This window comes from Paenibacillus oceani (assembly GCF_014705615.1).
GTDB lineage: Bacteria > Bacillota > Bacilli > Paenibacillales > NBRC-103111 > Paenibacillus_AB > Paenibacillus_AB oceani.
The window spans coordinates 77,217-97,554 of record NZ_JACXJA010000007.1; the positions used below are offsets into that span (position 1 = coordinate 77,217).

Genomic DNA, 20,338 nt, shown 5'->3' on the forward strand with positions numbered 1-20,338 from the left:
TAATCGGGAGGGAAAGCCTTTTGTCCAACAATCGCTACTCCGTTGGCCTGATCATCGTTGCGGTCGGCATCGTCCTGCTGCTCGGGAAGCTGGGTGTATTCGGATTTTTTTGGGAAGTGTTTTGGCCGATTTTCATCTTGGCTCCCGGTCTCTTATTCCACGCCTTGTATTTTAGCCGCGTGCTGCCTTCGGGCGTGCTCATTCCGGGCGGCATTCTGACGACGATTTCGATTATCTTTTTCCTGTGCACGATCATTAGCTGGGATCTGATTGCTTATTTATGGCCTGCGTTCATTTTGGCTCCGGCGGTCGGATTGTACGAGTTTTATTTGTTCGACAAGCGGAGTCCGCGCGGCGTGCTGCTGGCCGCAGCCATTCTGGCTGTCATAGCCGGTCTGTTGTTCAGCATGACGATTTTGTTTACGGTCGGCATTTATTTTATCGCCATCATCCTGATCGCCGTCGGCGGTTATCTGATTTTCTCCAACAACAAGCGCCGCTCCTGGTAGGCGGCGCTTTGGAAGCTGGGGCGTATTCATAGAAACTTCATGCTCCGCAGCCTTGCTTTTTGCACCATAAATATATATAATTCTATTGTGTCAAGCGTCGGCGCGTGAGTCCGACGCTTATTTCGTGATTAGTAATCCGCACGATTTCCGCACGGTTGCCCTATATAGAAAGGATGAACACCGACTTTATGCACGCAAGAGACAAAATTCGCAACATCGCCATCATAGCCCACGTCGACCACGGCAAAACGACGCTCGTAGACAAACTGCTTCAGCAATCCGGCACGTACCGCGACAACGAGACGATTCAGGAGCGAGTGATGGACTCCAACGATATCGAACGTGAGCGCGGCATTACCATCCTTGCCAAAAACACCGCCATCACCTACAAAGACTTCTTTATTAATATTGTCGATACGCCGGGACACGCCGATTTCGGCGGCGAAGTGGAACGGATCATGAAGATGGTAGACGGCGTATTGCTCGTCGTCGACGCCTTCGAAGGCTGCATGCCGCAGACGAAGTTCGTGCTGCGCAAGGCGCTCGAGCAGAATCTGACGCCGATCGTCGTCGTGAACAAGATCGACCGACCGAACGCGCGTCCGTTGGAAGTTGTCGACGAAGTGCTCGATCTGTTCATCGAGCTCGGCGCGAACGACGACCAGCTTGAATTCCCGGTCGTGTACGCTTCCGCCCTGCAAGGGACGTCCAGCATGGATCCGGAGCAGCAGGATGCCAACATGCAATCGCTGTACGAGACGATTATCGAGCATATTCCGCATCCCACGGAAAATCCGGATCAGCCTCTGCAGTTTCTCGTCACGCTTATGGACTATAACGAATATTTGGGCCGGATCGCGATCGGCCGGATTAACCGGGGGATCATCCGCCAAGGCCAGACCGTAGCCGTTATGACCCGCGAAGGCGGCACGAAGCAGGCGCGCATCGAGAAGCTGTTCGGCTTCCAGGGCTTGAAGCGGATCGAGATCGAACAGGCCGGTGCCGGAGACATCGTGGCGTTGTCCGGGATCAAAGATATTAATATCGGGGAAACGATCGCCGATCCGGCGAATCCGGAGGCGCTGCCGGTGCTCCAGATCGACGAGCCGACGCTACAGATGACGTTCGTCGTCAACAACAGCCCGTTTGCCGGAAGAGAAGGCAAATGGATTACGTCCCGGAAGCTGCGCGAACGGCTGTTCAAGGAACTCGAAACCGACGTATCGCTGCGGGTGGAAGAAACCGACAGCCCGGACGCTTTCGTCGTATCCGGACGCGGCGAGCTGCATCTCGGCATCCTGATCGAGAATATGCGCCGCGAAGGATTCGAGCTGCAAGTATCGAAGCCTGAAGTTATTGTTAAAGAAATCGACGGCGTCAAGTCGGAGCCGATCGAGCGGCTGATCATCGACGTGCCGGAAGACAGCATGGGAGCGGTTATGGAGAGCCTGGGCACGCGCAAGGCCGATATGGTCAATATGACCAATACCGGCACCGGCACGGTCCGTCTCGAGTTCCTCATACCGGCGCGCGGACTCATCGGCTACCGGACCCATTTCCTTACGCTCACCCGCGGCTACGGTGTAATGAACCACGCCTTCGACAGCTACGGGCCGTATGCGGGCGCGGGTGTCGGTGGACGTCATCAGGGCGTGCTGATCGCTTTCGAATCCGGCGTAGCGACGAATTACGGCATCCTGTCGATCGAAGACCGCGGCATTTTGTTCCTGCATGCGGGCACCGAAGTTTACGAGGGGATGATCGTGGGAGAGCATACGCGGGACAACGATCTCGTCGTCAACATTTGCAAAGAGAAGCAATTGACCAATATGCGCGCTTCGAGTAAAGACGAGACGGTGAAGGTGAAGACGCCTCGGGCTTACTCGCTGGAGCAGGCGCTTGAATATTTGAACGATGACGAGTACTGTGAAGTCACTCCGAAATCGATTCGTCTTCGCAAAAAAATATTAAATAAAAGCGAGCGGGAGAAAGCGGAAAAGCTCCGCAAGATGGCCGAAGCGAACGTTTAACGTTCGATCGGCCTTTCTTCCCATCCGAACCAAGGGAGGCGTTCGCCGGTGCAGCAGTGGTTGTACGATCATCCGTGGATTACTTATATTCTTATTTTTGCGTTTCTCGTATACATTTATAATAAGGTGTTCCGCATGCGCAAGCTTCCGCCGCTGAAGGATGCCGTCATTTATTTGACGATCGCGGTAGGCGCAGGCATCCTGACGCTGTTCCAGCTCGATCTGGAGCTGCCGATCGTGATCAGCTTGGGCGTGGCTGTAGCGCTTATGCTGACTGTCAGAATCCGGTATTGGATGATCGAGCGGGAAAACCGCAAGAATGGCATCAGCACGGCTGCGGCCCAGGATGCCCGGCAGCCTTCGCCGGACGCTGCGGCTCCTTCCGCCGGTTCGGATCTCCCGAGCAAGGGTGTCAGGGCGGTTAAGAAGGACAAGCCGCAGGCTTAATGTCAGGAAGGCAGCGGCCGTACGCGCTTTCGCAAAGGAGAGATGAGGCATGGCCCAGCTGTGGCTTACTCCGATTGTATGCCGGAGCCCGTTAATTTTAGGAGGGGAGCGCATCCGTTGCGGTCCGCCGGACGAGCTTGTCAGCTTCCGGGGGATGCTGGATCGCGTTCACCCTCGTTTTTTGCTTTCGTTCAAAGCGCGCCTGCTCTTGTCCGGGCAGGACGAGCTGGCATGCGGTGCCGGCAACGGGGCATTCTCCTTGTCCGCACCCGGCGATATTGCGTTCGACGGGACTACGCTTGCGCTGTCCGACTGCGGCTCCGCCCTGTTAAGCAGGCTGGCCGAACCGCAGCAAACCGCATTGTGGCTGGATGAGCTGGAAGCCGGGAACGATTGGGCTTTGCTGCCGGACGTTCAGCGCGGCTGGATCGGACGGATGCGTCGCTGGACCGGATTGGGCTGGACTACCATCATCGTCAGAGAGGATGCTTGATTCATGAAGCTGCAGGATGCTTTGTTCAATTGGCTTCAAATCCGATTAGTCGCCGACGTCAGACCGGACGATCGCGCTGCGGGCGAAACCGAATCGTTTTTCGCTGAAATACTGCGGGACGATCATAAGCTGGACAACGTTCGTATTGCGCTTACGGACGACACGATGGTGCATATTCAATACGAGCAGGACGGGAAGACTCAAACGCAATTATTCGATAAGGAACACGCGGAGCAGTTGCTCCAGGATATTCTCGCAAACCCGAAATATAACGAATAAAAGAGGGGGAACTCCAGATGCCGTCAACTGCCACAAAGCCCCTTCCGCCTCGGCGTCCCCGGAGCTCGTCCAGACGGGTTTGGAAGACGCTGGTCTTTATTGTCATCCTGATCCTTCTGGCTGCTGCCGCTTACGCCGGATACTTGTATTATAAGATCAATTCGGCGATCGACAGCGCAGGCGGTGACAATACAGCCCCCGTAACGAAGCCGGTGAACGCGAATCCCGTAACCGTGCTGTTGCTGGGCGTCGACTCGAGGCCTAAAGGAGGAAGCCTGAATACCGACGTCATTATGGTTGCTTCCCTGAATCCGGAAAGGAAAACCGCTACGATTGTGTCCATCCCGCGGGATACGTATATCAAAATGAACGGCTACAGCTCCGGGAAAGCCAACTCGTTTTACGCCGCTTTTCATAACGCCAAGTCATCGACGGCGGATACGAAAACGAAACAATTTTTCGGTAAATATTTAAACGTGCCGATCGATTACATCGCCAAAATCGACTTCAAAGGATTCGAAGAAATCGTCGACAAGCTGGGCGGGCTCACCTTAAACGTAGATATGAACATGTGTTACACCGACAAGTTCGACGGCACCTCGATCAAGCTGGCCAAAGGGACGCAGTCGCTGAACGGCAAGCAAACGCTCGATTTCGTCCGCTACCGGAAAGGCAACTGCCAAAATGCCGCCGATTCGAACGATATCGATCGCAACGAACGCCAGCAGCAGGTGATCGGGGAAATGGTCGGCAAGCTGAAATCGCTGGAAGGACTGCTGAAGCTCGGTCCGGTCATCGAAGCGGGAGGGAAAAACGTCGATACGGACATCCCTTCCTCGCAAATCAAAAGCTTTATCCGGACATATATGGGAATCGACCGCGATAAAATAAACTATGTTCATCTGGAAGGCGAATGGCATAGTCCGTATATTACAATCGGGCAAACCGAGCTGAAATCCGCTCAGACCGCCTTGCAGGAACAGCTCAAATAAGTTTGCTTTGCAGGATCTATACAGACGGGCGGACCCAATCGGCTATGGCTGACTGTCCGCTCGTTATGGTATACTGGAAGCAAGCTGCACATCAGGAGGATGAATGAATGGCGGAAACGATTACGGCTTTGACGGAGCAACAACTATCGGAGCTGCAGCAAGAAAGGCTCGTTATGCTTTCCACCATCGATGCGGAAACGGGTGCGCCAAGCCTTAGCGCCATTTCCTGGGTTAGACCGATGAGTCCGACGGTGGTCCGCTTCGCAATCGATCAGCGCTCTCGACTTGTGGCGAATATGAAAGCGAATCCGCTCGTAACGCTGACTTTTTTCGGCGGCGGAACGCTGAATGCGCTGTATGGGAAAGCGGCGTTCGTAACGGATGCGCTCGAAGGCGTGCCGTTTAAGCTGACTTGTATCGACGTGCAATTGGAGGCGGTCCGGGATGCGATGTTTTACGGCTCCCGCATTACTGTCGAGCCCGAATACGAGAAAACGTATGACAAACGTGCGGCAGAGAAGCTGGACGGACAAGTTTTTGCTGCCATCCAAAAAGCCTAGTTCCAAGGGAACCAGGCTTTTTGCGTCTTCATCGAAGCTTGTCCTTTAGGATGGCGCCTACAGCTGCTTATCCATCTGCTGACCGTCGTCCGTACGGGCCGGAGGATTCCCTTGTGGCGTTATATCTTTCGGAATTTGCGGCACGATCCGGCCGATCATATCGGCCAGTTCTTCGGCGAAGCCGGCTATCGGGCGCCCTTGACGGATATCCTCGCGGATTTCCGCGATGCGTCCCGCCATATCGAGATCGGCCGTAACGAAGGCGTGTACGCCGTAAGGATCTTTGCGGAGCGCTTCGGCGACCGAATATTTGATCACATCGACGCGGCTCCGGTCGAGCTGGGGATCAACGTTGATGCCGACAATAGCCGTATTGCCGAGAATGACGCAGCGTGCGCTGTGGACTTGCGGAATATCCGACGCCAGCTTCTCGAGCCTTTGCGTCACTTCCTGCTTATTATGGATTTCCGGTTTCGCCGGAACCGATTGCTGGACTTTCACTCCATTTTGCCCATCCGGCGCAGGCGTAGCCTGATTCTGCGGATGGCGGGCACAGCCGGAGAGCACAGCTATCGCCAAAACGAGGACAACGACATATCTCATATAAATCGCTCCTATTCTAATCCTGAATTGCCATGGTTAGTTTGTCCGATTCGACTGTGATTATGTACAGGCGACAGCCATACGCCAAGCGGGAGGGGACGTACGATGAAAAAAGTATATGTGTTGGATACGAATGTCCTATTGCAGGATCCGAATGCCGTCTTCGCCTTCGAGGACAACGAAGTGATCATTCCTGCGGTCGTTCTGGAGGAAATCGATTCCAAAAAACGAAACGCGGACGAATTGGGTCGCAACGCGAGAACGGTATCGAGACTGCTTGACGCCTTGCGTACGAAAGGGCGTTTGCACGACGGCGTAGAACTGGAGAACGGCGGCAGCCTCAAGGTGGAGCTGAATCATAAAAGCTTTCAGAAACTACAGGATGTGTTCGGGGAAATTACGAACGACAACAGGATTCTCGCGGTCGCTCTGAACTATTATCTGGAGGAGCAGCAGCTGGAGCAGCCGAGACCCGTCATTCTGGTCAGTAAAGATACGCTCGTACGGATCAAGGCGGACGTGCTGGGGCTCTCCGCCGAAGATTATTTGACCGACCGGGTCGTCACTTCAAATGAATTGTATCCCGGCTATTTAACGATGCATGTGCATCCGGGAGTTATAGACAACTTCTACAATGCGCGCTACTTGCCCGTTACCGACCTGAATACCAATTATACGTTTCAGCCGCATGAGTTCGTCATTTTGAAAGATGAGCTGGGCACTTCCAAGTCGGCGCTGCTAAAGGCGAGCGCGGACGGCAAACGGCTTGATCCGCTGTACTTGAGCAACGAGCCGATCTGGGGCATCGGGGCGCGGAACGTCCAGCAGCGGATGGCGCTCGAGCTGCTTCTGAACGACGAGATTCCGCTCGTTACGCTGACCGGCAAGGCGGGGACGGGCAAGACGCTGCTGGCGCTGGCGGCCGGACTGATGAAGATCGAGGACGAACGCAAGTACAAGAAGCTGCTGATCGCGCGGCCGGTCGTGCCGATGGGGAAGGATATCGGGTATTTGCCCGGCGAGAAGGACGAGAAGCTGCGTCCGTGGATGCAGCCCGTATACGACAACCTGGAGTTTCTGTTTAATACGAAAAAGCCGGGAGATATCGAGAAAATATTGGCCGGGATGGGCAGCATTCAGGTCGAGGCGCTTACGTACATTCGCGGTCGCTCGATCCCGGGACAATTCATCATTATCGACGAAGCGCAGAACTTATCCAAGCATGAAGTGAAAACGATCGTATCCCGCGTCGGGGAAGGAAGCAAAATCGTGCTGATGGGCGATCCGGGACAGATCGACCACCCGTATCTGGATGCTTACAGCAACGGGCTGACGTATGTGGTCGAGCGATTCAAAAACCAGTCGATCAGCGGCCATATCAATCTCGAGCGGGGCGAGAGATCTCAACTGGCTCAATTGGCGGCGGATTTGCTGTAGCGCGCCTTACAACCGAAAGCAGCGGGGTTCCGGTAACGGCGCCTTGCTGCTTTTTCATAAGAGGATCAGGCTCTGTGAGTTGTAATTTGTTGGCAAATGTCGAAAATAGTCGAAATGATTCAAGAGAAGGAGGTGAGTCGTTCGGGCTAGTCCGGTTCGTTCTTCCCTCCCTTGTCGATTTAGGTCGTTTGCCTGTGTTCAACTCCTTCGGTTTCCCGATATGATTGTTTATTGGAGCGTACATAACAACCGGGGGAGTATTGTACATGAGACGAACGAGAACGTTACTGCTAGCGCTTGCCTTAACGACCGGCTTGTGCCAACTGGCGGAAGGAGTCCGGGTCGTGGCGGCATCTTCGATCGAGACGCCGGGCCGATTTACGGATACGGCCGGACATTGGGCCGAACCGACGATCAACCGGCTTGTAGCCGAGGGGATTCTGGACGGATATCCGGACGGTACGTTTCGGCCGAACGAGCCGGTCTCGGCAGATCAATTTTTGAAAATCTTGCTGTTATCGTTTACAGACCGTCATCAAAACGGGGAGCGCAGCTGGAAAGAATCGTTTATTCAGTCGCTTAGCGCGGCCAACCGGAACATCCTGCGCCAGGATTACCGCGACTTTTCGTTTGCGCCCAGCTCTGTCGGATATTGGGCCAAGCCTTACATCGACCTGGCGGGAGATCTTCATCTGATGAACCCGAGCGTATTTCCCGACTTCAAGCAGAAGCTGAACCGGGAGCAAGTAGCGGAGCTGCTTTATTATACGCTGAAAGAAACCGAGTATTTGGAGGACGCGGACTACAGCCGTAAGCTGTCCAACGGCATCGGCGATCTCCGAAGCGCCAACGAGCGGCAGCAGAAGTTCATCGCCGAATCATTCGCCAAAGGCATTATGGAAGGGTACCCGAATGGGTATTTCGGCGTAGGCGTAACGGTAACGCGGGCGGAGTCGCTTACGATCGTCGAGCGGCTGATCGACAAGAGCAAACGGATCGAGCCGTCCGCGTCCCACACCGGCCTGCATACGCTTGTCGTGCCGACGAAGGACGGAAGCTATAAGCGGATCGTGTTCCCGAACGAAGCGATGAAGCGGGCGTATGGCGTGATGGAGGAAGCCGGCAAGCTTCGGGGAACGAACTACGATCTCGAAGAGACGACGCTCCGGCTGTTCAAGGACGCGGAAGCGAAGTCGAAGGCGTTGTCGCCGAACAAAAATCCGGGCGATGTCTGGGACGAGGCGTCCTTGTGGGTAGAGCCCAAGTACGATACATACGGCATTACGATTCGTCTGCAGGAAGGGGCGCTGGCCCGCAACCGCGAGCCGATTAAACGGTTCGTCAACGAAATTTTCGGCTACGACGCCGCCAAGTTCGACAGCTGGTTCGACGCCATGTACGCTCAGAAAGAAAGCGGCGGCGCCTTCGAGACACAAAGCGTCGCGATCGGTGCTTATACGATCGAAGCTTCTTCGCCGGACAACGCGTCGCTCGTCTTCTCGATTGTGCCGCAAGCTACGAAAGTCCAGAAGTAAGATTTGCCGCACATACGCAGGAATCATCTCGCGGGCGGGCAATACCGGTGTCGGCTGCAAGATCAGGCCGGCCAAACAAGCAAACGGCGGTCCCCTGAAGCAGGGGGGCCGCCGTTTCTTTGTGCGCTTGGCAGCGCAATCGACTAAGGAGTGAAAGTCTCCAGCACGCCGCGAGGTGGCGGAAGTGCATAGCTGACGCATAGTGCTCAGTCCGTGAGGATGGGTGCGGAGGTAGCGAAGACAAAACCCGGAACAGGCGGCGAAACATGTTGGCTGACGGAACCGGACAACTCTGCAAAGGAAGGGAATGTCCTATACCACCAAAGGTTCCGGAAGTTAGGAGTACTGGCTTCGGGGGAAAGTTGGTTGGCGTAACCCAAGGAGATCTCATCGACTCCAACTTAAGGTGGTAACCCTTGTGCAAGGTCGTGACGACCAAAACAAGGCTACGGATGGTGAGAAGTTAGACGTAGGGATAGTAGCGAGAAAACTTACCGGAAAGGCCGCAATGGTAAGTGAAACGGCGCAAAGTCGACGTTGCAGGCCACGACCCAAAAGGCATGGACTTGTGCGAAGCCCGAAACCAAGGAAGAAGAGAGATTGAGGGAATTCATGTGCCAGACAGGAGCCGGGGAAGCGCCAGTCCCGCGATCCCCCATTTGGCAGCTTTCACTTGGTTTTCTCCCCTTCTTGCATCACGTTTCTTTCTCTAATACTACTTGTTCAAGCCAAGTTAATAAAGAGTTTCTTCAAAGGAAGGCCGCTTCGGGGGAGGATGGGGAGGAGGGAACGGCCGGCTGAATCCGGACGTGAAGGCTGGTAGACGGGATGCAAAAAAAGGCCGCCCACCGGGAAGGAACCCGGGAGACAGCCTTATCCATCAACGCTTATTTAAATTTCGGCAGCCAGTCGCCGTGAGCTTCAATCATCGCGTCACACATCGCGACGATATCGTCGATCGACAATTCCGCGGAAGTGTGCGGGTCCAGCAGCGCCGCATGGTAAATATGCTCTTTCTTCAGCGTACGGGCCGCTTCGATCGTCAGCAGCTGGGTGTTGATGTTGGTCCGGTTAAGCGCCGCCAGCTGCGGAGGCAGATCGCCCACGTACGTAGGCGTGATGCCGTTGCGGTCGACGAGACAGGTTACCTCGACGCAAGCTTCCTTCGGCAGGTTGGTGATCAGACCGGTGTTCATTACGTTGCCGCCGATGCGGAACGGGTTGTTTGTCTCCATCGCTTCCATCATATACGAAGCGTATTCGTGGGAGCGCGTATGCTCGATATTTTTGTTATTGACGAGCTCTTCGCGCATCGTCTTCCAGCGTTCGATCTGACGGACGCAGCGGCGCGGATATTCGTCGAGCGGGATGTTGAAGCGTTCGATCAGCTCCGGATAGTTGCGCTTGATGAAGTACGGATGATATTCTGCGTTATGCTCGGAAGATTCGGTGACATAATAGCCGAACCGGAACATCAGTTCGTAGCGGACCATATCCCCGTGTTTTTCCTTTTGTTTCTCGGCGGCGCGACGTTTGATCTCCGGATACAGATCGACGCCGTCCTTCGTTACTTCCAGCAGCCATGCCATATGGTTGATGCCGGCGATTTTCGCCTGCACGCCTTCCATATCGATTCCGAGCGGCTTGAACAGATGAGGAATGCAGGCTTGGACGCTGTGGCACAAACCTACCGTTTTGACGCCGCCGTCCGTATTCATCACGTTCGTCAGAACGGCCATCGGGTTCGTATAGTTGAAAAACCAGGCGTCCGGGCATACTTCGCGAATATCTTTAGCGAAATCCAGCATCACCGGGATCGTACGCAGATTGCGGAAAATGCCGCCGATTCCGAGCGTGTCGGCGATCGTTTGCCGGAGACCGAATTTTTTCGGAATTTCGAAGTCGGTAATCGTACAAGGGTCGTAACCTCCGACCTGAATCGTATTCACGACGTAGGTGGCACCGCGCAACGCTTCCCGGCGGTCGGCGTACGAGATGATGCGGCACGTGCTGCCGGACGTCGTCTTCAAGTTGTTCAGCATGTTCTCCGAATCTTTCAACCGCACCGGGTCGATATCGTGAAGCGCGATTTCAAAATCTTGCAGAGCGGGAGTTTTCATGACGTCGCCCAGTACGTTTTTGGCGAATACGCTGCTGCCTGCTCCGATGAAAGTAATTTTCGGCATTTTGCAATTCCTCCTTGTTCGTTCTATAAGTGCGAGTTCAAAAAGTCCGGTTTTCAGCACCGAGAAGATGGGATGAAGCAAGGAAATGAGGAGCGGAGCGTAGTGAAAGCTACGTGAGCACCGGAAGTTCCGGCTTAATTCCATATTCGATGCCGAGCAGGCTTTCGGATCTGCTTTGTGATCAAAAGCGGACTTTTTGAACAACCTCTATAAGCAACTATAAAGTTAGGAGGTCAAAAAAAATATGGAGAAAAGCGTGTTGCTTATGGAACAATGCGGCTTCCTTCGAACGTGCCCCGGCAGCCTCTTGATTTGTGGCGGCGCTTCGTTTTCAATAGAAGAGAGGTTCACCGATCCAGAAAACGAACAAGGAGCGTACGACCATGAACATGGAGGAACGTCATTCGACGTCAGTGAATCCCCTGCCGGGCAAAGGAGAATTGACCGTCCTTTTCGGCGGAAGAGAGCGGACGGCGCCTGCCCATAATGTCGGTCCGCAGGTGCGCGATTATTTCCTCGTCCACCATGTGATGTCGGGAAAAGGTACGTTTAATAGCATGGGGCGCACGTACGAGCTAGGGGAAGGAGACAGCTTCTTCATTTTCCCCGGAGAGCTCATCCGGTACACGGCCGACGACGCCGATCCGTGGACGTACCGGTGGGTCGGCTTTCGCGGGAATATCGCCGAGGAGCTGCTGAATGCGGCGGACATCTCCCAGCATCGTCCGGTAGCACGACCTTCGCGTCATCGGCGCGTTGCGGTGCTGTTTCATCAGATCGAGCGGTCGCTGGAGCTCGCGGACCCCGGCGTCGACCTGCGAAGCGACGGTCTGCTGCGGATGCTGCTGGCCGAATACAGGAAGGACGAGGCGTACCGGTCCGAAGGTGCGGACGGGAAGAGGACGCCGATCGAGCAGCAGGTCGAGCGCACGATCCGCTGGCTGACCGTGCAATATGCCGAGCCGATCTCGATCGAGAAAATGTCGCAGTCGCTCGGATACAACCGGACGCATTTGTCCAAAATGTTCAAGCAGTATACCGGGCTGACCCCGATGCATTTTCTGCTGAAAATTCGCATGGAGCGGGCGAAGCTGCTGCTTCGCGAGAAGCTGACGGTGGAGCAGGTGGCGGCATCGGTCGGCTTTACCGACCCGCTTTATTTCTCCAAGCAGTTCAAGAAATGGTTCGACCGGTCTCCGACGGAATACCGGCAGGAAGCGGACGGAAAGTCTTTTTACGATTGCAAGGACTGATCGGGCCGAAGATACGCCCAAAAGCGGGGGACCGTAGCGCTCCTCCGCCTTCCTGCTGCAAACGTCATACCGCGGTACCGGAGCCATGGAGAAGGCCGGCTACTCCCAGGCGAATTGCAGGCGGCAGCCGTACGCCTTGGCGATGCCGTGCATCAGTTCGCCAAGCGAGCGGTCGACCGCATAATGCACGCTTCCTTCATAAGGAAAACGGGCGATCAGGTGCTCCTCCATCTGCGCCGCCGCCTGAACGGGCTCGGCAAGTCCGTCCGATTCGGCAAAACGGTATACGGCGCACAGATGGTCGTACAAATAGCAGCCTCCGGACAGCGATACGAAGCCGTAATCCTCAAAGAGCGGAGTCACCTCGGCCTTCTCCGGCAGCTTCAGTAGCTCGAAGGGCTCGTACTCGAATTCGTATTCCTCGATCAGCTCCGTCAATATTGCGCGCTCCCGATCCTCATCCACGATCAGCAGCTCCATATCCCGGTCCGACAGCCGTACGCAGTTCGCCAAAGCTTGGACGAACCCGGCGTAATCGCCCGGTTTTTTGCCGTCGGGAAGCTGCACCTCCACACCGTATTTCCTCATCAAATCTTCCCCCCCGCTTAGATCCGCTTTTCTCCCATTGTAACAAGCCGTCATTTCCGTGTCGATTTTCAGGAATAATTTGTATTGTTTTTTTGAAACGCATGAAAAAGAGTTCACGAAAGCGCTTTTTTGATATAGTATAGATAAAAATAAGGCTTTTGAACTAGCAACCTTTTCGCTGTCTGCATATCCGAAGGAGGGATGTCCTCTTGTTCCGCCATAAAAAGTGGCTGCTGCTCGGCTCCGCGGTATGTTTCGCCGTCGTACTCGTCTCCGTTCTGTTCGGCGGATCGGTCGACCGGTCCAAACCGAGCGCAGGGGAAGGCAATCCGGTCGATCTTACGCCCCCGTCGGCGAGCGATGCGGAGAAACAGCTGAAAGTCGCCGTCTCCATGCCGCCTAAAGAGTTTCAGCTGCTGCAGCAGTTGAAGGAGCAGTATCAAAAAGCGCATCCCGGCATCGTGATCCAGTTGGAGAACGTGCCGGACGATACGGTTTACGCCAAACTGAAAAAAGCGGCACAGCTCGGGGAAGCGCCCGACGTCATGCTGCTTGATAATAGCTGGGTGAGCGAATTCGCCGCTCTCGGTTATTTGCTGCCCGTCGATTCGATGCTTGCCCAGGATTTGCAGTCCCAGCAAATGGAACAGGCGCTGGCGCAAGTGAAATGGAACGGATACGTATGGGGGGTTCCCAAAGATTTGGATGCCCCCGTATTGGTTTATCATACAAAAAGACTGGCTGATGCGGGAACGGAGAAACCTCCGGCAACGTCCGAGGAGCTCGTGTCGCTCCATAAGCAGCTGCATAAACCGGAGGAAGGCAAGCACGGAATCTACATTCCCGCGTCCGATGGACATCTGTTTGCGACGATGGTGCGCATTCTGGGCGGCGGCAAAACCAATTCCAAGCAATATCCGGTGAAGCTGAACGACCCGGCTGTGTTGAAATCGCTGGAAGCTTTTCTGCTGACGGCGCCGGATGGGGCTAAGGAAGACGCGAAAGCGCTATTAAAATCGTTTCCTTACGAAAGCGCGACGTGGAAACCGTGGGAGCTGCTCGCGCAGGGCAAGATCGCCGGTTATTTGACCACCTTCTCCGACTGGAAGCAAAACGGTTCTCCGGCCGTTCAGACGATGGCGAAAATCCCGCTTCCCAAAGGCGAAGAGACGTGGCTGACGCCTTGGCTTTCCGGCAGAAGCTTCACGATATCCGCCCGGTCCGAAGCCGCCAAGGAATCGTTCGAGCTGATCCGGGACTGGATCTCCCAGCCGTCCGCGCTTCATTTCTGGCGAACCGCCGGTGTACTGCCGGCGCAGCGTAACGCCTATTTAACCGGAATCCGGGATGACGCCGGCTTTCAGAGCATCGCCGCGCTTATCGACAATAATGAACAGACGCCGGCTTTCCCGCAGCGGGTGAAGCAGTTGACGGCGCTTGAAACCCAACTGGAGCTGCTGTGGAAGGGCGAGCAGCCGCTCCGGACGTTCGCGGAACGGACCGAAGCCGAATGGGAGACGATCCGTCCCGCTTCCAAGTAAAGCTTACGTTCAGAGGCTGAGCTTCAAAGAAATCGTCATTTCGCCGGTTTTGATCGTTACGTCGGTCGCTTGAATAAACGGGGCGATCTTGCCCGGATAAAAAGCGAGATCGAATTGCCGCTCCAGCGACTTTGCGGTAGATTCGGGCATCGCGTACCCGTTGAACGATAAGCTGTCAATGAAAAAACGAATGGCGTTTACAGGTTTATTCTCGGCTACATACCGTCCTTTGAGCGAGATCTTGATGTCGTCGGCCGAACCTCCGGCTGCGATCGTCCCGTCTTCGAACAGAAACGAAAAACCGTGCAGCGACTTGCTCTTCGCCTGCATAAACCGGTTTAACTCGCCGTCGCCGATGACGATGGTCGGGTTCAGTCCTTTCATCGAGACCATTTTGCCGTTTTGTCCGATCAGCTCCGGCAGCTTTGTCATCACTTCGGCCAAGGCGGCGAAATACGAGCGGAACAAAGGAAGCCCGCGTTGTTCCCACTGCAAGCGGATATCGGCCAGTTCGGTTTCGAGCCGTAATCTGTCGGGGTGTCCTGCCAGCAGATGGTCGACTTCCTCTTGCGCTTTCGTCCGCTTCGCCTTTTCCGCTTCGTAGGCGTTCCGCGTATCGGCAAGCAAGCGGCGGCCCTCTTCCAGCTCGGCTGCGGCTTGCCTGTAGGCGGTGTACTGTTCCTGATAGTCGTAGATGAACTTGCGGTCGCGGGAGAGGATGAACTGCAGCTGCTCCCAGACGTACAAAGCGTCCCGGAGCGAGCTCGCGCGGAGCACGGTCAGCCAGATCGAATGCCGCTGTCCTGTATAATAAGACCGGATGACCGATCCGGTCTGATTTTTTTTCTCTTCCAGCCTCCGGCTTGTCTGTTCGGCCAGCCGGCCGGTCACTTCAAGCGTTTCGATCAGCTTGTGTTCCTCGTCCGTCAGCCTTTCGATCTCACGGTCCATCTCGTACACGGTTAATCCTTTCCCGAGCAGCAGGCTGTCGGCACTGACGCTTGGCTCGGCCAGAGCGAAGCCGTTCCCGCAGAAAAGCAGCGAGCAGGCCAGTCCGATCGCCGCCATTCGGCGAACTATATTCAGCATCGGTTGTCCCCCCTGTCCTATCCGTACTAAATGTATCGGAGGGAGCGGCGTTTTATGCTTCCCGATTTGGTGAACATGGAAGTTGTTCCGCTTCGCGGGACAGCGGGCGTAAGGAACGGCAAATCCCCATACCGGAAGGTACAGGGATTTGGGCTGGGCTGCGTTGCGATGCGCATTATCGGAAGCTCACTTCTTGGGAAGCAGCTTCCATAGATCTTCAAACGGCTTTACGGCAGCCGGGACGTTTTGTTCAAAAGATATAGGCTCGTTTATGTCCGACAAGCTGTAGTCGAGCTTGAACCGGTACGTTCCCGGGGCAGGCGACGAGGCCGCCGGCAAGGCGTTCAGATCCAGGGAGATCTGTTCGAGAAACGACTCCGGATTCACCCCAAGCCGGATGTAGCCCGGCGCTTGAAGCTGCATTCCTGCGAGCTTTGGCGGGCCGCTCCATGTGCCTCCCGTGATCGCTTGCAGCTGTCCGGTCCATCCGTCCAGTCCCGCCTCCATCTGCTTCGACAGTTCGGCCGCGTTGGCTTCCGTAATCTCGATCGAATACTGCTTGCCCGCCCCCGCGTCATCGAGCTTATCTTCCTTAAACCACTTCGGCTCGACTCCGGACAGAAGCGAATCCAGCATACGGGTCATCTCGTCCCGGGTACGGGCCAGAGCATCGGACGGCAACGCGCCGGGAGAGGAGCTGCCCGCGGGCTTTGCCAGATCAAACGAGTAGTACTCGTCCTTCTTGTTCAAAAGTGGAATCTGGGCGTACATTTTGTTATCCTTGATAAGAAACGGAATTTGAAATGAATTCCCCGACCGGGTTGTCATCTGTACGTTCGTCTCCAGCCGCACCGGGTTGTAGCTGGCGATGCCGGACCATTCCAATTGCGCGCCGTTGACGGCACCGGCCAGCGCCGTGGTAAGCAGATTGGATGCGCTGCTGGAAGCGGCTCCCGGGGTGTCCCAGCCAAACGACCCGCTGCCGCTGAATCGGAATTGCTGAATCTCGCTCTGCTTGCGGATCGCTTGCTGCACCGCTTCTTTTTCCTTGACTCCGTCCGAGCAGCCGGAGAACAGCAGGGCGACAGCCGCCAATACGACCGGGAGGAACGGCAGCTTTTGGTTCATCGATGTCTCCTCCTTTGCGGGTTTTCCCTAGTTTATCGCTCTCATTATACTTGGATATCGGGCGATTGTCTGTACGCAACAAGTGCCATTTACAGAAGCAGGAAGGAGGCCGCAAACCGTGACGGACTTAACCGGACTGTGTCCGTTGATTCCGATCATCCGTTCGATAATCGGCGATAGTCCCTGTTCGGCCCTATCGTTTCGCGATTATATGGAGCTGTGCTTGTACCATGATCCTCTCGGCTATTACAGCCGCGATACGGTCAAAGTGGGCAAGGACGGGGATTTCTACACGAGCTCCTCGATCGGAACGATTATGGGCGAAGTGCTGGGCATGTTTATTATCAAGCAAGCGCAGCGGTACGATGTGGATACGCCTCTGACGATCGTCGAATGGGGAGGCGGTACGGGCCGGCTGGCCGGCCATATCCTCGATACGGTCGCACAGCGCAGTAAACCTTTGTACGACCGGCTGACATATGCGATGGTGGAGAGCAGTCCTTTCCATAGGCGGCTGCAAACCGAGCAATTGAGTCCTCATCCGGTGGTGCAACACGTAACGCCCGGACAATCGTACGAGATGCTGGAGAACGGTCCGGCGATCGTGCTGTCGAACGAACTGCTCGACGCGTTCCCGGTACACCGGATCGAGCGCAAGGACGGGAGCCTGTACGAATGGTTCGTCGGCTGGAGCGAAGAGTCCGGCAAGTTCGAGACGCGGCTGTTTCCGCTGGCTGCCGGCAGCCGCGCGGCTTCTTATATCGAGCGGGAATCGGTGCCGGTCCGCGAGCGCCAGATCGTCGATGTGAATCCGGAGGCGGCCGATTGGGTGAAACGCGTCGTATCGGGACTGCGGGAAGGCATGCTGGTTACGATCGATTACGGCGATGTCGCCGAAGAGCTGTACAGCGCTCACCGCATGCAGGGAACGTTTTTATGCTACAGGAAACATCAGGCGTTCGATGATCCGTATGCGTATCCGGGCGAGCAGGATATGACTTCTCATGTAGACTTTACGGCTTGCATACGGGCGGGTACGGAAGCAGGGGCGGGCGAATGGTCGCTAAGGACGCAAAAGCAGTTTCTGATCGACGAAGGGGTGCTGGAGCTGCTTGTTGCTCATAACGGTCAAGACCCGTTCGGGCCTGAGGCGAGACGGAACCGTGCGGTTCGCCAGCTGCTCGTCAGCGATTCGATGAGCGAATTGTTCAAAGTTTTGGTGCAAACGAAAAAAAGGTGATCTCCCGGTTATGTACGTAAAACGCCGGAAGCTCACCTTTTTTTGTTGGCTTACTTGCTAAGCAGGGGATTAAAGCTCCATCTCGAAAAACGACCAGTACGTGAACCCTAAGAAGGAGAGAACCATGTATCCCCAGAAAATCATAATGTACGTACGTTCGGACAAATTCATATACCCCAAAACGACAAAAGCGGCGGTTTGGAAAAAGAACAGCAGCGCCATCTCCTTCATGTCGCCGGCCAGTGCCATCAGACCGATCGCGAGCGTCCAAAAGCCGAGCACTCTGAACATGCGAGCCACCATTACTCCCCCTCTCTGTTGAACGATCGATAAACGCAAAATCCTATTGTCCATTATACCTGCAACCTTTTCGACTTGTAAACCGGAGAACGTGACGAATTAGCAAACTTTTTAACCCTGGTGGTTCTAGCATAACCGGTTGTCCGAAAAAACATGTATGAGCGCCACAAAAAATGGTAATACCAAATAGTATCAAATAGATTCTATGAACTCTAGTTTGGGCATAGAAATAAGTTAGTGGCGATATTAGTTTGTGTTGGGAGGTTTTCGTTGATGACTGTAGTCAGACAAGACGCATGGAGCGAGGAAGACGATCTAATATTGGCCGAGGTGACGCTTCGCCATATCCGCGAAGGCAGTACGCAGCTTGCGGCCTTTGAAGAAGTAGGGGAAAAGATAGGTAGAACGGCGGCCGCCTGCGGGTTTCGGTGGAACAGCTGTGTACGCAAAAAATACGATGCGGCGATCTCGATCGCAAAGGCTCAACGGCAGAAGCGGAACCAGTTCCGGAAGCAAGCCGGAATAGGCTCGGCCGTAACGTCCGTAGCTACGCTGGATACGGCGGATATCGGCTCGTCCAGACACGAGCCGGTGACGGAGGAGTCCATCTCGATCGATGCGGTCATTCGTTTCCTGCGCCAGTGGAAAGGAACGTATCAGGAGATGAGCAGACAGATCCGCAATCTCGAAAAAGAACTGAAGGAAAAAGACGAAGAGCTGGACGATCTGCGCCGCGACAAGGAACAGCTAGGGAAAGAAATCAGCAATGTGCAGACCGATTACCGCGTCGTGAATGACGATTACAAGGCGCTCATTCAAATTATGGACCGTGCCCGCAAGCTTGCTTTTCTCGTAGAAGAGGAAGAGGATCAGAAAACGCGGTTTAAGATGGATGCGAACGGAAACCTGGAACGGATCGATTGACGATTGCAGCCGCGATGCCGGGCAACGATGCGCACGCGGACGATATAAGGAAGTTCGAGCTATAAGCCTGAAGCGGTTTAACCCGCGGCGGGCTTTTTCGATTTATTAGACAGTATATCGTGGAAGTGGCTTCAACCCCCGGTAAACGCCAGCGTCAAAGACGCCGGTAGGCGTTTATCCTTGTTTCCTTCCGAAAATATGGTATAGTAGCGGAAAAAGCCGGGGGGGACGGACATGAGGATCGCATGCGTAGGCGCCGGATCGATAGGAATGCTGGTAGCTTTCAGACTGGCTGCCGCGGGGACGGATACGACGCTAATCACCCGTACCGGAGAGCAGGCGGAGCTGCTGAACGAAACGGGTGTTCATTTGCTGAATGGCGGGGCGGAGAGCGTTGTCGCTATTCGCGCACGTTCCTATGAAAGCAAGACCGCTCCGCTGCCGGACGGCGCAGAGAAACCTTACGATTGGGTGTTCCTGACGGTGAAGCAGAAGCATATTACGGAGCCGCTGCTGGACACTTTGCATCATTTGCTGGGGGAGCAAGGGAAGCTGGTATGTTTTCAGAACGGAATCGGTCATGTCGAGAAACTGGAAGAGCGGTTTCCGCTGGCGCGCATTTATTTGGCGGTGACGACGGAAGGCGCGAAGAAACTGTCTCCTAGCCGGGTCGCGCACACCGGACAAGGATGGACAACGATCGGACATGCAGGTACGGATATTGGTGGGAAAGAGCGAAATTTGCTTGAAAAAACGATGAATGAGGCAGGATTTCGTACGTTCCTGTCGAACCAAATGATAGAGATTGTATGGAATAAGCTGCTTATTAACGCGGTCATCAATCCGCTGACTGCTCTGCTTCGTCTTCGTAACGGAGAGCTTCCGGCGTCCGAGGCGAGGCGCCGACTTATGCGCGATCTTCTGGAGGAGGGGCTGGCAGCCGCCAACGCTTCTGGCATCCGCACGCGCGAAGACGTATGGGAGCAGCTGCTTGACGTATGCGCCAAGACGGCCGGCAATCATTCCTCCATGCTGCAGGACGTATCCGAAGGCCGTATCACCGAGATCGATTGGATTAACGGAGCCATGCTGGAAGCAGGCGCGCGTCACGGCGTGCCGATGCCTCATCATGAATCCGTATACCGTCTAATAAAAGCTGCGGAGCCGGCGGAACCGGCAACAACATAATTCCGGTTTGCTGCGG

General features: G+C 55.1%; 20 protein-coding genes. 14 read left to right on the top strand and 6 right to left on the bottom strand.

Annotation, left to right across the window (positions count from 1 at the left end):
- Window positions 1-20: 20 nt before the first annotated feature.
- The 7 genes from IDH45_RS07275 to IDH45_RS07305 all read left to right on the top strand — a co-directional run bounded on the left by IDH45_RS07275 (window position 21) and on the right by IDH45_RS07305 (window position 5,310).
- Entirely contained in the window at window positions 21-509 is a 489-nt protein-coding gene (locus tag IDH45_RS07275; RefSeq protein ID WP_190926093.1) for a hypothetical protein, read from the top strand.
- Between the two features lie 188 nt (window positions 510-697).
- Complete coding sequence (gene typA / locus IDH45_RS07280; protein ID WP_190926095.1) at window positions 698-2,539, top strand: translational GTPase TypA; 1,842 nt, start codon at window positions 698-700, stop codon at window positions 2,537-2,539.
- A gap of 48 nt (window positions 2,540-2,587) precedes the next feature.
- A complete protein-coding gene (locus IDH45_RS34925) occupies window positions 2,588-2,986 on the top strand; it encodes a YlaH-like family protein (protein WP_190926097.1) in 399 nt (132 codons plus the stop codon).
- Between the two features lie 49 nt (window positions 2,987-3,035).
- Entirely contained in the window at window positions 3,036-3,479 is a 444-nt protein-coding gene (locus IDH45_RS07290; protein ID WP_190926099.1) for a hypothetical protein, read from the top strand.
- 3 nt (window positions 3,480-3,482) lie between these two features.
- Window positions 3,483-3,758: a hypothetical protein gene (locus IDH45_RS07295; protein ID WP_190926101.1), complete on the top strand. Its 276-nt coding sequence runs from the start codon at window positions 3,483-3,485 to the stop codon at window positions 3,756-3,758.
- A gap of 17 nt (window positions 3,759-3,775) precedes the next feature.
- Window positions 3,776-4,750 carry an LCP family protein gene (locus tag IDH45_RS07300; protein WP_190926103.1) on the top strand — a complete coding sequence of 325 codons (975 nt, stop codon included), beginning with the start codon at window positions 3,776-3,778 and terminating at the stop codon, window positions 4,748-4,750.
- A 107-nt stretch (window positions 4,751-4,857) separates the two neighbouring features.
- Entirely contained in the window at window positions 4,858-5,310 is a 453-nt protein-coding gene (locus IDH45_RS07305) for a pyridoxamine 5'-phosphate oxidase family protein (RefSeq protein ID WP_190926104.1), read from the top strand.
- Window positions 5,311-5,367: 57 nt separating this feature from the next.
- On the opposite strand, the gene IDH45_RS07310 is transcribed toward IDH45_RS07305, so the two are convergent.
- Entirely contained in the window at window positions 5,368-5,913 is a 546-nt protein-coding gene (locus IDH45_RS07310) for a YhcN/YlaJ family sporulation lipoprotein (RefSeq protein WP_190926106.1), read from the bottom strand.
- A 105-nt stretch (window positions 5,914-6,018) separates the two neighbouring features.
- Between IDH45_RS07310 and IDH45_RS07315 the strand changes: the two genes are divergently transcribed.
- On the top strand, window positions 6,019-7,350 hold the full coding sequence (locus IDH45_RS07315; protein ID WP_190926108.1) for a PhoH family protein: 1,332 nt from the start codon (window positions 6,019-6,021) through the stop codon (window positions 7,348-7,350).
- Between the two features lie 266 nt (window positions 7,351-7,616).
- Entirely contained in the window at window positions 7,617-8,885 is a 1,269-nt protein-coding gene (locus tag IDH45_RS07320; protein WP_190926109.1) for an S-layer homology domain-containing protein, read from the top strand.
- Between the two features lie 887 nt (window positions 8,886-9,772).
- Here the strand turns inward: IDH45_RS07320 and melA are convergent.
- Window positions 9,773-11,071, bottom strand: coding sequence for an alpha-glucosidase/alpha-galactosidase (gene melA / locus IDH45_RS07325; RefSeq protein ID WP_190926111.1), 1,299 nt, complete (start codon window positions 11,069-11,071; stop codon window positions 9,773-9,775).
- Between the two features lie 383 nt (window positions 11,072-11,454).
- Here melA and IDH45_RS07330 point away from each other — a divergent pair, with 383 nt between their 5' ends.
- The gene (locus IDH45_RS07330; RefSeq protein WP_317891163.1) at window positions 11,455-12,324 is read left to right on the top strand and encodes an AraC family transcriptional regulator; all 870 of its coding nucleotides are present in this window, start codon (window positions 11,455-11,457) and stop codon (window positions 12,322-12,324) included.
- 99 nt (window positions 12,325-12,423) lie between these two features.
- Here the strand turns inward: IDH45_RS07330 and IDH45_RS07335 are convergent, their stop codons facing one another.
- Window positions 12,424-12,912: a hypothetical protein gene (locus tag IDH45_RS07335; protein WP_190926113.1), complete on the bottom strand. Its 489-nt coding sequence runs from the start codon at window positions 12,910-12,912 to the stop codon at window positions 12,424-12,426.
- 209 nt (window positions 12,913-13,121) lie between these two features.
- Between IDH45_RS07335 and IDH45_RS07340 the strand changes: the two genes are divergently transcribed.
- The gene (locus tag IDH45_RS07340) at window positions 13,122-14,453 is read left to right on the top strand and encodes an extracellular solute-binding protein (RefSeq protein WP_190926115.1); all 1,332 of its coding nucleotides are present in this window, start codon (window positions 13,122-13,124) and stop codon (window positions 14,451-14,453) included.
- A gap of 9 nt (window positions 14,454-14,462) precedes the next feature.
- Here IDH45_RS07340 and IDH45_RS07345 read toward each other — a convergent pair whose 3' ends face one another.
- Together IDH45_RS07345 and IDH45_RS07350 are read right to left on the bottom strand one after the other, a co-directional pair.
- Window positions 14,463-15,542 carry a coiled-coil domain-containing protein gene (locus IDH45_RS07345; protein WP_190926117.1) on the bottom strand — a complete coding sequence of 360 codons (1,080 nt, stop codon included), beginning with the start codon at window positions 15,540-15,542 and terminating at the stop codon, window positions 14,463-14,465.
- Window positions 15,543-15,728: 186 nt separating this feature from the next.
- On the bottom strand, window positions 15,729-16,670 hold the full coding sequence (locus IDH45_RS07350; protein ID WP_190926119.1) for a hypothetical protein: 942 nt from the start codon (window positions 16,668-16,670) through the stop codon (window positions 15,729-15,731).
- 118 nt (window positions 16,671-16,788) lie between these two features.
- Here IDH45_RS07350 and IDH45_RS07355 point away from each other — a divergent pair, with 118 nt between their 5' ends.
- Window positions 16,789-17,910: a class I SAM-dependent methyltransferase gene (locus IDH45_RS07355; RefSeq protein WP_190926121.1), complete on the top strand. Its 1,122-nt coding sequence runs from the start codon at window positions 16,789-16,791 to the stop codon at window positions 17,908-17,910.
- 69 nt (window positions 17,911-17,979) lie between these two features.
- Here IDH45_RS07355 and IDH45_RS07360 read toward each other — a convergent pair whose 3' ends face one another.
- Window positions 17,980-18,210: a DUF2626 domain-containing protein gene (locus tag IDH45_RS07360; protein WP_190926498.1), complete on the bottom strand. Its 231-nt coding sequence runs from the start codon at window positions 18,208-18,210 to the stop codon at window positions 17,980-17,982.
- Window positions 18,211-18,483: 273 nt separating this feature from the next.
- Here IDH45_RS07360 and IDH45_RS07365 point away from each other — a divergent pair, with 273 nt between their 5' ends.
- Together IDH45_RS07365 and IDH45_RS07370 are read left to right on the top strand one after the other, a co-directional pair.
- A complete protein-coding gene (locus IDH45_RS07365) occupies window positions 18,484-19,134 on the top strand; it encodes an RsfA family transcriptional regulator (RefSeq protein WP_190926123.1) in 651 nt (216 codons plus the stop codon).
- Between the two features lie 234 nt (window positions 19,135-19,368).
- Window positions 19,369-20,322, top strand: a complete 954-nt coding sequence (locus IDH45_RS07370) for a ketopantoate reductase family protein (RefSeq protein WP_190926124.1) — start codon at window positions 19,369-19,371, stop codon at window positions 20,320-20,322.
- Window positions 20,323-20,338: the final 16 nt, after the last annotated feature.

What these genes read in the sequence shown, in the direction of transcription:
- IDH45_RS07365 (WP_190926123.1), top strand. Translation starts at nt 18,484, where the DNA reads ATGACTGTAGTCAGACAAGACGCATGGAGCGAGGAAGACGATCTAATA.
- IDH45_RS07335 (WP_190926113.1), bottom strand. Translation starts at nt 12,912, where the DNA reads ATGAGGAAATACGGTGTGGAGGTGCAGCTTCCCGACGGCAAAAAACCG.
- IDH45_RS07310 (WP_190926106.1), bottom strand. Translation starts at nt 5,913, where the DNA reads ATGAGATATGTCGTTGTCCTCGTTTTGGCGATAGCTGTGCTCTCCGGC.
- typA (WP_190926095.1), top strand. Translation starts at nt 698, where the DNA reads ATGCACGCAAGAGACAAAATTCGCAACATCGCCATCATAGCCCACGTC.
- IDH45_RS07370 (WP_190926124.1), top strand. Translation starts at nt 19,369, where the DNA reads ATGAGGATCGCATGCGTAGGCGCCGGATCGATAGGAATGCTGGTAGCT.
- IDH45_RS07295 (WP_190926101.1), top strand. Translation starts at nt 3,483, where the DNA reads ATGAAGCTGCAGGATGCTTTGTTCAATTGGCTTCAAATCCGATTAGTC.
- IDH45_RS07290 (WP_190926099.1), top strand. Translation starts at nt 3,036, where the DNA reads ATGGCCCAGCTGTGGCTTACTCCGATTGTATGCCGGAGCCCGTTAATT.
- IDH45_RS07305 (WP_190926104.1), top strand. Translation starts at nt 4,858, where the DNA reads ATGGCGGAAACGATTACGGCTTTGACGGAGCAACAACTATCGGAGCTG.
- IDH45_RS07300 (WP_190926103.1), top strand. Translation starts at nt 3,776, where the DNA reads ATGCCGTCAACTGCCACAAAGCCCCTTCCGCCTCGGCGTCCCCGGAGC.
- melA (WP_190926111.1), bottom strand. Translation starts at nt 11,071, where the DNA reads ATGCCGAAAATTACTTTCATCGGAGCAGGCAGCAGCGTATTCGCCAAA.
- IDH45_RS07330 (WP_317891163.1), top strand. Translation starts at nt 11,455, where the DNA reads ATGAACATGGAGGAACGTCATTCGACGTCAGTGAATCCCCTGCCGGGC.
- IDH45_RS07345 (WP_190926117.1), bottom strand. Translation starts at nt 15,542, where the DNA reads ATGCTGAATATAGTTCGCCGAATGGCGGCGATCGGACTGGCCTGCTCG.
- IDH45_RS07320 (WP_190926109.1), top strand. Translation starts at nt 7,617, where the DNA reads ATGAGACGAACGAGAACGTTACTGCTAGCGCTTGCCTTAACGACCGGC.
- IDH45_RS07350 (WP_190926119.1), bottom strand. Translation starts at nt 16,670, where the DNA reads ATGAACCAAAAGCTGCCGTTCCTCCCGGTCGTATTGGCGGCTGTCGCC.
- IDH45_RS07315 (WP_190926108.1), top strand. Translation starts at nt 6,019, where the DNA reads ATGAAAAAAGTATATGTGTTGGATACGAATGTCCTATTGCAGGATCCG.